This is a genomic window from Pseudomonas sp. GR 6-02, from assembly GCF_001655615.1.
Lineage (GTDB): Bacteria > Pseudomonadota > Gammaproteobacteria > Pseudomonadales > Pseudomonadaceae > Aquipseudomonas.
This window is the reverse complement of record NZ_CP011567.1, coordinates 1,388,538-1,401,473: the sequence shown is the minus strand read 5'-3', so window position 1 is coordinate 1,401,473 and position 12,936 is coordinate 1,388,538. Positions and strand designations below refer to the sequence as shown.

The 12,936-nt window shown below is 57.2% G+C and carries 15 protein-coding genes; 2 read left to right on the top strand and 13 right to left on the bottom strand.

All coding sequences use genetic code 11. From position 1 onward, the window contains the following. Positions 1–13: 13 nt before the first annotated feature. The 9 genes from tolQ to PGR6_RS05985 form a co-directional block, all read right to left on the bottom strand. Positions 14–709 carry a protein TolQ gene (gene tolQ / locus PGR6_RS06025; protein ID WP_018926498.1) on the bottom strand — a complete coding sequence of 232 codons (696 nt, stop codon included), beginning with the start codon at positions 707–709 and terminating at the stop codon, positions 14–16. Next, positions 699–1,166, bottom strand: coding sequence for a tol-pal system-associated acyl-CoA thioesterase (gene ybgC / locus PGR6_RS06020; RefSeq protein ID WP_007933231.1), 468 nt, complete (start codon positions 1,164–1,166; stop codon positions 699–701). Before ybgC ends, tolQ begins: the two co-directional genes overlap by 11 nt. Positions 1,167–1,293: 127 nt before the next feature. Beyond that, positions 1,294–2,355, bottom strand: coding sequence for a Holliday junction branch migration DNA helicase RuvB (ruvB, locus tag PGR6_RS06015; RefSeq protein WP_018926499.1), 1,062 nt, complete (start codon positions 2,353–2,355; stop codon positions 1,294–1,296). Then, positions 2,356–2,967 carry a Holliday junction branch migration protein RuvA gene (gene ruvA, locus PGR6_RS06010; protein WP_007933256.1) on the bottom strand — a complete coding sequence of 204 codons (612 nt, stop codon included), beginning with the start codon at positions 2,965–2,967 and terminating at the stop codon, positions 2,356–2,358. A 115-nt stretch (positions 2,968–3,082) separates the two neighbouring features. Then, on the bottom strand, positions 3,083–3,607 hold the full coding sequence (gene ruvC / locus PGR6_RS06005; RefSeq protein ID WP_018926500.1) for a crossover junction endodeoxyribonuclease RuvC: 525 nt from the start codon (positions 3,605–3,607) through the stop codon (positions 3,083–3,085). A 143-nt stretch (positions 3,608–3,750) separates the two neighbouring features. Next, the gene (locus PGR6_RS06000; protein ID WP_018926501.1) at positions 3,751–4,497 is read right to left on the bottom strand and encodes a YebC/PmpR family DNA-binding transcriptional regulator; all 747 of its coding nucleotides are present in this window, start codon (positions 4,495–4,497) and stop codon (positions 3,751–3,753) included. A 120-nt stretch (positions 4,498–4,617) separates the two neighbouring features. Next, entirely contained in the window at positions 4,618–6,393 is a 1,776-nt protein-coding gene (gene aspS, locus PGR6_RS05995) for an aspartate--tRNA ligase (RefSeq protein WP_018926502.1), read from the bottom strand. A 122-nt stretch (positions 6,394–6,515) separates the two neighbouring features. Continuing rightward, positions 6,516–6,737, bottom strand: coding sequence for an FmdB family zinc ribbon protein (locus PGR6_RS05990; RefSeq protein WP_010457489.1), 222 nt, complete (start codon positions 6,735–6,737; stop codon positions 6,516–6,518). 136 nt (positions 6,738–6,873) lie between these two features. Next, a complete protein-coding gene (locus PGR6_RS05985; RefSeq protein WP_064616357.1) occupies positions 6,874–7,212 on the bottom strand; it encodes a ribbon-helix-helix domain-containing protein in 339 nt (112 codons plus the stop codon). A gap of 463 nt (positions 7,213–7,675) precedes the next feature. On the opposite strand from PGR6_RS05985, the gene PGR6_RS30565 reads away from it, so the two are divergent. Beyond that, the gene (locus PGR6_RS30565; RefSeq protein ID WP_064616355.1) at positions 7,676–8,278 is read left to right on the top strand and encodes a cold-shock protein; all 603 of its coding nucleotides are present in this window, start codon (positions 7,676–7,678) and stop codon (positions 8,276–8,278) included. Between the two features lie 60 nt (positions 8,279–8,338). On the opposite strand, the gene PGR6_RS05975 is transcribed toward PGR6_RS30565, so the two are convergent. Next, entirely contained in the window at positions 8,339–8,548 is a 210-nt protein-coding gene (locus tag PGR6_RS05975; protein ID WP_018926506.1) for a SlyX family protein, read from the bottom strand. Positions 8,549–8,551: 3 nt separating this feature from the next. Continuing rightward, positions 8,552–8,977, bottom strand: coding sequence for an HIT family protein (locus PGR6_RS05970; protein ID WP_018926507.1), 426 nt, complete (start codon positions 8,975–8,977; stop codon positions 8,552–8,554). Positions 8,978–9,874: 897 nt separating this feature from the next. Between PGR6_RS05970 and PGR6_RS05965 the strand changes: the two genes are divergently transcribed. Further along, positions 9,875–11,203: an OprD family porin gene (locus PGR6_RS05965; protein WP_018926508.1), complete on the top strand. Its 1,329-nt coding sequence runs from the start codon at positions 9,875–9,877 to the stop codon at positions 11,201–11,203. A 142-nt stretch (positions 11,204–11,345) separates the two neighbouring features. On the opposite strand, the gene PGR6_RS05960 is transcribed toward PGR6_RS05965, so the two are convergent. Together PGR6_RS05960 and PGR6_RS05955 are read right to left on the bottom strand one after the other, a co-directional pair. After that, positions 11,346–12,188 carry a mechanosensitive ion channel family protein gene (locus PGR6_RS05960; RefSeq protein WP_064616353.1) on the bottom strand — a complete coding sequence of 281 codons (843 nt, stop codon included), beginning with the start codon at positions 12,186–12,188 and terminating at the stop codon, positions 11,346–11,348. Between the two features lie 136 nt (positions 12,189–12,324). Beyond that, positions 12,325–12,810 (bottom strand): YajQ family cyclic di-GMP-binding protein, encoded by a 486-nt coding sequence (locus tag PGR6_RS05955; RefSeq protein WP_018926510.1) that lies wholly within the window; start codon positions 12,808–12,810, stop codon positions 12,325–12,327. Positions 12,811–12,936 lie beyond the last annotated feature (126 nt).

The window sequence follows — 12,936 nt, the reverse complement described above, 5'->3', positions numbered from 1 at the left end:
GGAAATTACCTGCTTATTCTTCGCTGGTGTGCACTTTGCGGTGCAGGATCGCCTGGAATTCGTCGGCGAAGGTGTAATAGCGGCCCAGCAGGGTTTCGCTGCGGGCAGCAAAACGGTTGTAGGCGATAACGGCCGGAATGGCGGCAAACAGACCGATCGCAGTAGCAACCAGTGCTTCGGCGATACCTGGAGCCACAGTGGCCAGGGTCGCTTGCTGGGCAGTCGCCAGACCACGGAAGGAGTTCATGATGCCCCAGACTGTACCGAACAGACCGATGTACGGGCTGACGGAACCGACGGTGGCGAGGAACGGCAGGCTCTGCTCGAGCTTCTCTTCCTCGCGGGAGATGGCTACGCGCATGGCACGCGCCACGCCTTCCATGACCGCTTCCGGATCAACGCCCGACTGCTGGCGCAGACGGGAGAATTCCTTGAAGCCGGCACGGAAGATCTGCTCGACACCGGAATCCGGATCAGGGTTGCTGCCAGCCTGACGGTAGAGTTTGGACAGGTCGATACCGGACCAGAAGCGCTCTTCAAAGCTCTCCAGGGCACGTCGACCGGCGCGCAGCAAGTTGCTGCGCTGAAAGATCATGATCCACGAGGTCACCGATGCGGCTACCAGGATCAGCATTACCAGTTGCACCACGACACTGGCATTGCTGACCAGGCTCCACATGGAGGAATGGTCGACGACGTTAGCTTCCACGCTTTATCTCCTGCTTTGAGTGTGTACCCGCGCCGCTCACGTCGGCAAAGGCCGCACGTAGAGCTTCGGGAATGGCCCGGGGTTTCAAACTGTTAGTGCGCACACAGGCCACCAGAAACTGCCCTTCGCAGAGCAGCACGTTATCCGTAGCCCGCCTGACCTGCTGCTTGAAGCGCAGGCTGACCCGGTTCAATTCAATTACTTCGGCGCTTACCAGCAGTTCGTCGTCCAGTCGCGCCGGCGCGTGGTAACGCGCTTCGCTGGAATGCACGACGAACAACAGGTCCTCCCCTGCCAGCGCCGACTGGGCAAAGCCCAGCTCTCGGAGCCGCTCGGTTCGAGCCCGTTCCATAAACTTGAGGTAATTGACGTAATACACGATGCCGCCGGCATCGGTGTCCTCGTAATAAACGCGACAACGATGTGCGAACGGCTCAAGCCCGTTTTGCGCGCGCATACTCTAGTGCTTACTCCTCAGGTTGCCAATCCGGCCAGGCAACTGTTTTTCATTGATTCGCGGCTTTCTGGCGAAAGTACCGTCCTGGGACAGCACAAACCCCGAATAAATCAGCACGCAAAGGTGATTAATCGTCCACGGCATCGAGGAACTCGTCTACCACGGGCATCTCGCCCAATCGTGACGGAATGTTTAAGCCGAAGTGCAAATACGCATGCCGGGTCACTACCCGCCCCCGCGGCGTGCGCATGATATAGCCCTGCTGGATCAGGTACGGCTCCAGCACGTCTTCAATGGTGTGGCGTTCTTCGCTGATCGCAGCGGCCAGACTGTCCACCCCCACCGGCCCACCGTCGAACTTCTCGATCATGGTCAACAGCAGGCGTCGGTCCTGATGGTCGAAGCCACGCTCATCGACATCCAGCAGGTTCAAGGCCAGGTCGGCGATCGGTTTAGTGATGTGGCCCTTGGCACGAACCTCGGCAAAATCCCGGACCCGGCGCAGCAAGCGGTTGGCGATTCGCGGTGTACCGCGGGCACGCCGGGCGATTTCAAAGGCGCCTTCCGGGTCCAGCGGCAAACCGAGAATGTTCGCCGAACGGCTGACAATCGTTGCCAGATCGGCGGTGCTGTAGAACTCCAGGCGCTGGACGATCCCGAAACGGTCGCGCAACGGGTTAGTCAGCATACCGGCACGGGTGGTAGCGCCAACCAGGGTAAACGGTGGCAGATCAAGCTTGATCGAGCGCGCGGCCGGCCCTTCGCCGATCATGATGTCGAGCTGGAAATCTTCCATGGCCGGGTACAGCACTTCTTCGACGATCGGCGACAACCGATGGATCTCGTCGATGAACAGCACGTCATGGGGCTCAAGATTGGTCAGCAATGCAGCCAGATCACCAGGACGCTCGAGGACCGGCCCCGAGGTGCTTTTGATCGACACGCCCATTTCCTGGGCAATGATGTTGGCCAGGGTGGTTTTACCCAGGCCCGGCGGGCCGAAAATCAGGGTGTGATCCAGCGATTCATTGCGCCCGCGCGCGGCCTGGATGAACAACTCCATTTGCTCGCGAACGGTCGGCTGGCCAATGTATTCGGCCAGGCTGACGGGACGAATCGCCCGATCCTGGACTTCTTCGCGCTCACGGGGGCCACCCGTAGCGGCGATCAGACGATCAGCTTCAATCACTTAGATCATTCCCTTAAGGGCGCGACGAATCATGTCTTCACTGCTCAAACCTTTCTCCTTGATCGCAGAAATCGCCTTGCTGGCTTCCTGCGGCTTGTAGCCCAGGGAAATCAGCGCGCTGACCGCGTCATTTTCGGCGGCAGCGACTTGTTGCGCTGGCGCATCCGGCTGGTTCGGCACCAACGCAAACATGCTCGGTACGGTTTCCCAGGCCTTGAAGCGATCCTTGAGTTCCACCAGCAAACGCTCGGCAGTCTTCTTGCCAACGCCCGGCACCTTGGTCAGTGCCGAGGTGTCCTGGGACTGCACGCAACGGATCAACTCGTCGACTTCCAGGCTCGACATCAGGGCCAACGCCAGTTTCGGCCCTACCCCATTGAGACGGATCAGTTCGCGAAAAAAGTCTCGCTCACGCTTGCCGAAGAAGCCATAGAGTAACTGCGCGTCTTCGCGTACGACCAAATGGGTGTGCAAGGTCAGCGGTTCACCGACCGACGGCAAGCGATAAAGCGTGGTCATGGGCACTTCCAGCTCATACCCCAGACCGTTTACATCCAGAATCAGGTGCGGCGGCTGTTTCTCAGCCAATGTGCCGCGCAAGCGTCCAATCACGTTTCAGATCCTTGAGCGTTGGCCAGATCAGTGCTGGCGACTGACAGAACAAGGGTTTTGCGCCGACAACACAGGCGCAAAACCCTCATCCCACAAAAAATGATTGCTGATGCTATCAGAGACGCAGGCGCCCGCCACGACTGCGTGCCGCGCCCAGGCCATGAGGCAACAGGCTGGAACGGGTGTGAGCGTGGCAAATCGCGATGGCCAGGGCATCCGAGGCATCGATTTGCGGCTTGCTGGTCAGTTTCAGCATGTGCATGACCATCATTTGCACTTGTTCTTTATTGGCGGCGCCGGTGCCGACCACGGCCTGCTTGACCTGGGTTGCGGTGTACTCGGCAATTTCCAGGCTCTCTTCGGCGCCGGCGACAATCGCCGCGCCACGGGCCTGCCCCAGTTTCAGCGCGGAGTCGGCATTGCGCGCCATGAACACCTTTTCGATGCCCATGGTGACCGGGCCATAAGTCTGAATGATTTCACGCACGCCGCGATAGACGATCTGCAGACGCTCATGCAACTCGCCAGCACCGGTGCGGATACAGCCCGATGCCACGTAAACACAACCACGGCCAGTATCGCGAACAATGCCGTAACCGGTGATACGCGAGCCGGGGTCGATACCAAGAATTAAAGTCATAACGCCTGCGAAGCTAGTGCGAATATCTGAGAGTAACCGTAGGAGCTGCCGAAGGCTGCGATCTTTTCATTCTGAAAATCAAAAGATCGCAGGCTTCGCCAGCGCCTGCAGGGCTGATGAAGGCTGCGATCTTTATAAAGGCATCAACCGAGCTGCGCGGCCACCGCCTCTGGAATGTCCGCGTTGGAGTACACGTTCTGCACGTCATCCAGGTCTTCGAGCATGTCGATCAGCTTGAGAACCTTCTCGGCGCCTTCCAGATCCAGTTCGGCACTGGTGGTCGGCAACATGACGATTTCCGCATCGCTGCCCTTGAAGCCTGCGGCCTCCAAGGCGTTACGCACGGAATAGAAGCCGGCGAACGAGGTGAACACGTCGATGGAGCCGTCTTCGTTGGTCACCACGTCATCGGCGTCGGCTTCCATGGCTGCTTCCATCAGCGCGTCTTCATCAACCCCTGGCGCGAAGGAAATCTGCCCTTTGCGTTCGAACAGATAAGCCACCGAACCGTCGGTACCGAGGTTGCCGCCGCACTTGCTGAACGCATGGCGAACTGCGGCCGCGGTGCGGTTGCGGTTGTCGGTCATGCATTCGACCATCACCGCCACACCGCCCGGGCCATAGCCTTCGTAGGTCAGCTCGACCATGTCATCGGTATCGGCAGCGCCGGCACCACGGGCCACCGCGCGGTCGATGATATCGCGGCTCATGTTCGCACCCAGCGCTTTATCCAGCGCCAGACGCAGACGCGGGTTGGAGCCCGGATCAGCGCCGCCCTGACGGGCAGCGACCGTCAGCTCACGAATCCACTTGGTGAAAATCTTGCCCTTCTTGGCATCCTGACGTTCTTTGCGGTGCTTGATGTTCGCCCACTTGGAATGACCCGCCATAACTCGCTCCGAATTTCTCTTTGAAACATCGCCCGCCACACAGGGAGTGTCGGCCAGCAACAAAAAAATCTCGACCTAAAGAAAAGGCGCATCCCACAGGATGCGCCTTTGCGGTCAGCCTTACTCTGCCTTTGGCGTTTCGCGCAGACGAATGTGCAGCTCACGCAACGCCTTGGCATCTACCACGCCCGGAGCCTGCGTCATCACGTCCGCAGCACTCTGGGTTTTCGGGAAGGCGATCACTTCACGGATCGACTGGGCGCCGGTCATCAGCATCACCAGACGGTCCAGACCGAAGGCCAGACCACCGTGCGGCGGCGCGCCATATTTCAGGGCGTCGAGCAGGAAGCCGAATTTCTCTTCCTGTTCCGCTTCGTTGATACCCAACAGACGGAACACCGACTGTTGCATTTCCTTGCGGTGGATACGGATCGAACCGCCACCCAGCTCGGTGCCGTTCAGAACCATGTCGTAGGCACGGGACAAAGCGCCGGCCGGGTTGGCTTCCAGCTCTTCAGGAGTGCACTTCGGCGCGGTGAACGGGTGGTGCAAGGCGCTGAAGCTGCCGTCGTCGTTCTCTTCGAACATCGGGAAGTCGACGACCCACATTGGCGCCCACTTGCAGGTCAGCAGCTCGAGGTCATGGCCCAGCTTGATCCGCAGCGCACCCAGGGCTTCGCTGACGATCTTGGCTTTATCGGCGCCGAAGAACACGATGTCGCCATCGACCGCACCCACGCGATCGAGGATCACGTTCAGGTTGGCTTCCGGGATGTTTTTCACGATCGGCGACTGCAGACCTTCAACACCGGCAGCACGCTCGTTGACCTTGATGTACGCCAGGCCCTTGGCACCGTAGATGCCGACGAACTTGGTGTAATCGTCGATCTGCTTGCGCGGCATGCTCGCACCGCCTGGAACGCGCAAGGCGGCGATACGGCATTTCGGGTCATTGGCCGGGCCACTGAACACCTTGAAATCGACTTCCTTGAGCTGATCGGCAACATCCACCAGTTCCAGCGGGTTACGCAGGTCTGGCTTGTCGGAACCGTAGCGGCGCATGGCCTCTTCGAAGGTCATGTGCGGGAATTCGCCGAATTCCAGACCCAGCACTTCCTTGAACAGGTTGCGGATCATGCCTTCGGTCAGGCCCATGATGTCTTTTTCATCGAGGAAGCTGGTCTCGATGTCGATCTGAGTGAATTCCGGCTGGCGATCAGCCCGCAGGTCTTCGTCGCGGAAGCACTTGGCGATCTGGTAGTAACGGTCGAAGCCGGCCACCATCAGCAGCTGTTTGAACAGCTGAGGCGATTGCGGCAAGGCGAAGAACGAACCGGCGTGAGTACGGCTCGGCACCAGATAGTCACGCGCGCCTTCCGGCGTCGCACGGGTCAGGATCGGCGTCTCGACGTCGAGGAAACCGTTCTCGTCCAGGTAGCGGCGGATGCTGGTGGTCATGCGCGAACGCAGACGCAGCTTCTCGGCCATTTCAGGGCGACGCAGATCAAGGAAGCGATAACGCAGGCGGGTTTCTTCGCCAACGTCAGAGAACTCGTTCAGCGGGAACGGCGGAGTTTCCGATTCGTTCAGCACTTCCAGCTCGTAGCCCAGGACCTCGATCATGCCCGACGCCATGTTGGCGTTGGTTGCACCGGCCGGACGCAGGCGAACCTTGCCGGTGATCTTCACGACGTACTCGCTGCGCACGCGATCGGCGGCGGCGAAGCTCTCGGCACGGTCCGGATCGAACACCACCTGGGCCAGACCGTCACGATCACGGATATCGAGGAAAATCACCCCGCCATGGTCACGGCGACGGTGAACCCATCCGCAAAGGGTAATTTCCTGGCCTTCCAGGCTTTCGTTCAGTTGGCCGCAATAATGGCTGCGCATCATGGTAGTGGTTTCACTTCTCGTAATTCGAAATTCGGGTGGAGGTCTTGCCGCACCACCGCACTTGAATAAGGTGCCAGATGATGCAAGAGCTCGCGCGTGTCGTTCAGCCCGGGCGCTAGACCCTAGTCAGCTTTGTCGCCACCGGCCAGATTTTTCTTGGAACCGGTCTTGAAGTCGGTTTCGTACCAGCCGGTGCCACTGAGGCGGAAACCGGGCATGGACAGCATCTTTTTAAGCTCTGGCGCCTGGCAGGCAGGGCAGTCGACCAGCGGTGCTGCGCTGATCTTTTGAATGGCTTCCAACTGATGACCACAGGAAGCACATTGGTAATCGTACATCGGCATGGGGGTTGTCTCGGCGATCAGATTGCTACCGCGCATGCAGGGCTTCGCGGCAAAGAGCGGGATTATATCCATTAAATGCAGCCTGTGCAGCCGTAAGACTGCACAGACCGACACTCGACTCATTCAGCCGCTCTCGCTAAGCCATGACGGGGCAACTGCCCTCCTTCAGGCTGTGCACGACGCAGACAACCCGCACCAGCCCGGTGAAATTTTTCACCCCGCCATGGCGCAAGTGCACCTCGCGATCCACCTGAGACAACAGCGCACTGACCGAGCAGCAATTGACCTTGGCCATGTTGCCCAAAATATCCCAATAGACCTGCTCAAGCCGCAAACAGGTCGCAAAGCCATTCAAACGCACCGACCGGGATAAGGGCTGGGCCAGCCCCATATCGAATTCGCTGACAAGTGAATCAATCCTTATATCCTTGAGTGGACCGATCCTCCTCTCGTCTTGTCTTTCTTCATGAACCATACCGTTGACACTCCTTTGTCATCCTTGCTGCTTGTAAGGGCCATATTCCGTTTCCTTATAAAAGCGCAGGCGCAACGGTATATCCAGATGACTTTATGACCATCAACGTAGGATAAGCCAACAATGGAGGGGCGATCATGGAGCTCGTCCTAGGCCGGACGATTTCCTACGAAAACTGACGCAACATCGCTCAACGAAAAGGCGAAAGATCCGAGAAACACAACGCACGAATAACACTCGGCATCGTCATCCGCGCGCCATGCCAATGGAAACACCGCCGGACCGCCTGATTTGAGTAGCCGCAGGCTTTGCTGTTAAATAGGCAGTGTGTCGCTACCACCTATTTTCCGGGGGCTGCGCATAGGCTGATATCAGGTACGTGCCCAACGCCTCTTATTGTTCTGAAGCGAACCGTGCTCTATCAGCTCTTCCTTGTGATCCGTCTTAACGTGAGTTAATCAAAATGTTGAAAATCGTCCACCTGCTAATGGGCGCAGCAGCCCTGCTGCTGTCCTTCATCCCTAGCCTGCGATCCGAAGCGGTACCTTACCTGCAACAACCCGATGCGCTTTACCTGGCCTTTTTCGGCCTGCTCAACCTCACCCTCGCGCCTGTTATCCCTTACTGGAACAAAGGCCCGCGTCATCAATTGCAAAACCTGGTCAGCGCTTTGCTGGTTCTGGCTGTCGTACTGCAAACCCTGACGCTGATCGCTCCGATGCCTGTCATCGCCGGTCAACCTGCCGTTCTGTTCAGCCTGGTCGCTGCCCTGATCGCCGTATTCCTGCACCTGGCCATCAGCTTCTACAAATCTTCACCAGCCGCCGCCGCGCCAAGCTATGACATGAGCAACCGCGATACTGGCACCGTCAAATGGTTCAACACCTCCAAAGGCTTCGGCTTTATTTCCCGCGACTCCGGCGATGATATTTTCGTGCATTTCCGGGCGATTCGCGGTGAAGGCCACCGCGTTCTGGTGGAAGGTCAGCGCGTGGAGTTCTCCGTCATGAATCGTGACAAAGGCCTGCAAGCCGAAGATGTGATCGCCGCACTGCCGCGCAGCTGATTCAAGGCTAAAAAAAACCGCGAACAGCTTGGCTGTTCGCGGTTTTTTATTGCCTGTTTCTTAGTAATGAGGCGGTGGTGCCTCTTCTTCTTCAAGCGTCGCAAACTGGCCGGCCATTTCCTCCTGCCGCTTGAGCAACGCCGACATTTGCAATTGCAGACGCTCGACCATCCGCTGCTGCGCCACCAGCACATCATTCAATGCCTGGATGGTGTCATCCTGAAATGCCAGTCGGCTTTCCAGATCGGTAACGCGTTCGCCCAGGCTCATGATTCAGCCCTCCAGAAACTTGAAATCGTCGGTCAACACCAGACGCAGTCGCTCGCGAATCGTCGCGATCTGCTCTGGACTGTATGGCTTGGCCTCCTGTTTGCCCCAGATCGGAGCTGGCCAGGCGGCGTCCTCACGCTTGCGCACAATCACATGCATATGCAACTGATTGACGACGTTACCCAGGGCCGCGACGTTCAACTTGTCCGCGTCGAAAGAGTCCTTGAGGATTTCCGCCAGCTCAGTCGTTTCCCGCCACAGCTGCTGTTGATCTGCGCCATCCAGCTGAAATATTTCACTGATATCCTCGCGGCGTGGCACGAGGATGAACCAGGGGTAATTCGAATCATTGGACAGCAGTAACCGGCAGAGCGGGAAATCGCCGATTGGCAACGTGTCTTGTTGAAGTCGTGGATCTAAAGCGAACACAGCGCACACTCCCCTCTGGTCATCCTTTTTCAGCTTAGCGCCCCCACCGAAAGACGGCGCACCAAGCGACAGGACGGCAGCATACCTGCGAATGCCATGCGCTTCACGACGAACTGCCGCCAGCACCGCCCTGCGGGCGCGCCGAGATGCGCCATTTTGATTCGGGACGCACCATGACGGAACCGGCCATCACGGAAAAAACGCCGAAACAGCCCATAAACAACGCACTGTTCGAACCCACGGCAACGCCACCATGTGTGAATTCAGTACAGGAAATAAAATTTTTTGCACCAAAACCGCACAACGCGTCTACGCTCAGTGCGTCAGCATCCGCCAATTACTCACTGACGGGGTGAACCGGTAACGTTTTTGGTTGTCACCTCGCAGCTCCAATGTGGTAACCACGATGCAAAGCATGGCGTCAAGCCTAAGAAAAACGAGCTTGAACCCCCCGGTTTTATGAGGTTTTTACAGCAACAGGCAGGCTTTCAGAAAAAAACAGCAACAGAATTCTGGTTTGTGCACGCTTGTTGCATTCACCCCCGTATCGTCTATAAGTGCTCCGCTGGAAGTGGAAGCCTTAAGGCCAATAAAAACAGTGGCAGGGTTGCCCGATGGAGATTCAAGTGCAGGACCAGGGACTCTTTTTTACCGATGCTCAAGCCCTGGAAAACAGCGCTGAAGTTGTCAGTCCGATTGCGTCGGGACTGTGAATTTGCGACATCTACCCAGCCATTTGCGACAGGGTCGTAAAGAAGCTGAAAGGTTAGATGTGCAAGTATCGCCAATAGGGTCGGCGTGATATAAGTTTGCGCCGACACAAAAAGAAAGAGCCGCCCAGATAATAAAACAGGTGGGACGGCAGTACTCTTCTAAAAACCAAAGGAGCAAATCACGATGCGCGTGATGAAGTGGAGCATGATCGCACTGGCAGTTGCAGCAGCAGCCAGTACTCAATTGGCTACGGCCGCACCTTTCGTAAGTGACCAGGCTGACGCCAAAGGTTTTGTTGAAGATAGCAAGCTCGACTTGCTGGTTCGCAACTACTACTACAACCGTAACAAGAAAGACGGCGCCGTCGATGACAAAGACTGGACCCAGGGCATCCAGGGCATGTACAGCTCGGGCTACACCCAAGGTCTGATCGGTGTTGGCGTTGAAGCATGGGGCCAACTGGCCATTAAGCTGGACGGTTCCGACAAGTATTCGGGTACCGGCAACATGCCCGTGGGCAATGATGGCGAAGTCGAAAACAACCAGGGCAAAGCCGGCGCTGCCGCCAAGTTCCGCATCTCCAAGACCGAGCTGAAAATCGGCGACATGCAGCCAAGCACTTCTCCGGTGTTCGCTGTTGGCGGCTCCCGCATCCTTCACCAAACTGCCAGCGGTATCCAACTGCAGAGCAGCGAAGTCAAAGACCTTGACCTCGAAGCCGGTCACTTCTACTCGGCGACCAGTCAGGACCGAAATGCCCGTGATGGCGACCTGTGGGCAACCTACGCTGGCGTGAAAGCCAACTCCATCGACTACTTCGGTGGCAAGTACGGCATTACCCCAGACCTGAGCGTGTCGCTCTACGGTGCCAAGCTCGAAGACATCTGGAACCAGTACTACGCCAACGCGAACTACACCCTCGCATTGGGTGGCGATCAGTCGATCAACTTCGACGGTAACATCTACAACACCAGGGACACTGGTAGCGCTAAAGCAGGCGAAATCAATAACACCGCCTACTCCCTCGCTGCTGCTTTCTCGTTCCTGAAGGCACACACCATCACCCTGGGCTTCCAGAAAGTGAATGGCGACACTCCGTTCGACTATATCGGCGTGGGTAAAAACAACCGTGGTGGCGACTCGATCTTCCTCGCCAACTCCATCCAGTACTCTGACTTCAACGCCCCTGGCGAGAAATCGGTACAGGCCCGTTACGACCTGAAAATGGCCGAATACGGCATCCCTGGTCTGAGCTTCATGACCCGTTACGTGAAAGGTTGGGACATTGACGGCACCAACACTCCAGCAGGCAGCCCTTACGCTGGCCTGTACGGTGCAGACGGTAAACACCACGAAACCAACGTGGAAGTTAAATACGTAATTCAATCCGGCCCAGCTAAAGATCTGTCGTTCCGCATCCGTCAAGCATGGCACACCGCCAACGCAGACGAAGGCGAAGGCGATATCTCTGAGTTCCGCCTGATCACCGACTACCCGCTCAACATTCTGTAATTGCAGAAAGTTAGTTCGCGGTAATCAAAAAAAGGCCCATCTTCGGATGGGCCTTTTTTATTGGCTACAGCATTGTGTTTAAAGGATCGGGGCTTGCAAAATGTTTGACCAAAAGGTCAGACATCAGTTGATTGACTGTTCCTTACACCGCCGCCGATTCCTGCACCACGCGAATAACCCGCTGCGGAAATGGAATATCGATGCCGGCAGTCTTCAAGCGATCGCGCGATTGTTCGTTAAACATGAACATCACATTCCAGTAGTCGGCAGTCTTCACCCACACCCGTAGAGAAACAGTGATCGAACTGTCGCCCAGTGTGGAAATCACCGCTTCCGGTGCCGGCTCAGTCAACACTCGCGGATCCTTGGCCAGGTCCAGCAACACTTCACGGGCCTTCTGCAAGTCCGCCTCGTAGTCCACCCCCACATCAAATACTACTTTGCGGGTCGGCTGACGGTTGGTGTTGGTGATGATGCCGTTCGACAGATTACCGTTAGGCACGATGATGGTTTTGTTATCGCCTGTGCGCAGAACAGTGTGGAAGATCTGGATGCTGTCGACAGTACCGGCAACACCTTGGGCTTCGATCCAGTCACCGATACGGAACGGACGGAACAACAGAATCAACACGCCGCCGGCGAAATTCGCCAGGCTGCCCTGCAGGGCCAGACCGATGGCCAGGCCGGCCGCACCGATAGCCGCGACGAAGGAGGTGGTTTCCACACCGATCATCGACGCCACGCTGACGATCAGCAGAACCTTGAGGATGATGTTCGCCAGGCTGCTGATGAAGCCTTGCAGCGCCAGGTCGGCGTTGCGCAACGCCAGCAGGCCGCCCAGTTTTTGCGTGACTTTGTTGATCAGCCACCAGCCAACGGCCAGGGTGATCACCGCCAGCAACACGCGGCTGCCGTATTCCATGATCATCGGAATCCAGGCTTGAGACGCCTTGACGAGGTTGTCCACTTCAGCATTCAAATCCATCTTCTTTCTCCTGATTTCCGGCTACCCGGCACGCAAAAAATGAGCGGCAGAAAGACCGACCCCATAAGGCCCGATCGTTTCTGCCGTTGCTTGGGCCTCGGACGTCGAAATCGCCGAGAGGTTCCCGCTTGAAAGGTCAGTCGCGGAAGTTATTGAACTGCAGCGGCATGTCGAAAGTTTTGGCGCGCAGGGCGGCGATGGCTTCCTGCAGATCGTCACGCTTTTTACCGGTGATACGTACCTGCTCACCCTGAATGGCAGCCTGGACCTTGAGCTTGGCATCTTTGACGTGGGCGACGATTTTCTTCGCCAGCTCTTTGTCGATGCCTTCCTTGAGGACCGCTTCCTGCTTCATCAGCTTGCCCGACGCGTAGGCATCCTTGACTTCAAGGCATTGCACGTCGATCTTGCGCTTGACCAGGGCCAGCTTGAGGATCTCGATCATCGCTTCGAGCTGGAAATCGGCTTCAGCGGTCAGGTTGACGGTCAGGTCTTTTTCCTTGAACTCGAAGCTGCCCTTGCCTTTCAGGTCATAACGACGATCGAGTTCCTTGACGGCGTTCTCGACCGCGTTGGTGACTTCGTGTTTGTCCAGTTCGGATACCACGTCGAACGACGGCATGTAATTTCTCCAATAAAAAGGCGCGCTCGATAACGATGGAGCGCGCTTGGCTTGCGGTTAAAATCGGGCTCATTATAACGGGTCTTTTCCAACCGATACTGCGAGCCTCACATGCCAGCGACAAAC

Bases quoted from the DNA above. Each gene is read 5' to 3' on its own strand.
- ybgC (WP_007933231.1), bottom strand. From the start codon at position 1,166: ATGCGCGCGCAAAACGGGCTTGAGCCGTTCGCACATCGTTGTCGCGTT.
- ruvC (WP_018926500.1), bottom strand. From the start codon at position 3,607: ATGACTTTAATTCTTGGTATCGACCCCGGCTCGCGTATCACCGGTTAC.
- PGR6_RS06000 (WP_018926501.1), bottom strand. From the start codon at position 4,497: ATGGCGGGTCATTCCAAGTGGGCGAACATCAAGCACCGCAAAGAACGT.
- aspS (WP_018926502.1), bottom strand. From the start codon at position 6,393: ATGATGCGCAGCCATTATTGCGGCCAACTGAACGAAAGCCTGGAAGGC.
- PGR6_RS05990 (WP_010457489.1), bottom strand. From the start codon at position 6,737: ATGCCGATGTACGATTACCAATGTGCTTCCTGTGGTCATCAGTTGGAA.
- PGR6_RS05985 (WP_064616357.1), bottom strand. From the start codon at position 7,212: ATGGTTCATGAAGAAAGACAAGACGAGAGGAGGATCGGTCCACTCAAG.
- PGR6_RS30565 (WP_064616355.1), top strand. From the start codon at position 7,676: ATGTTGAAAATCGTCCACCTGCTAATGGGCGCAGCAGCCCTGCTGCTG.
- PGR6_RS05975 (WP_018926506.1), bottom strand. From the start codon at position 8,548: ATGAGCCTGGGCGAACGCGTTACCGATCTGGAAAGCCGACTGGCATTT.
- PGR6_RS05965 (WP_018926508.1), top strand. From the start codon at position 9,875: ATGCGCGTGATGAAGTGGAGCATGATCGCACTGGCAGTTGCAGCAGCA.
- PGR6_RS05960 (WP_064616353.1), bottom strand. From the start codon at position 12,188: ATGGATTTGAATGCTGAAGTGGACAACCTCGTCAAGGCGTCTCAAGCC.
- PGR6_RS05955 (WP_018926510.1), bottom strand. From the start codon at position 12,810: ATGCCGTCGTTCGACGTGGTATCCGAACTGGACAAACACGAAGTCACC.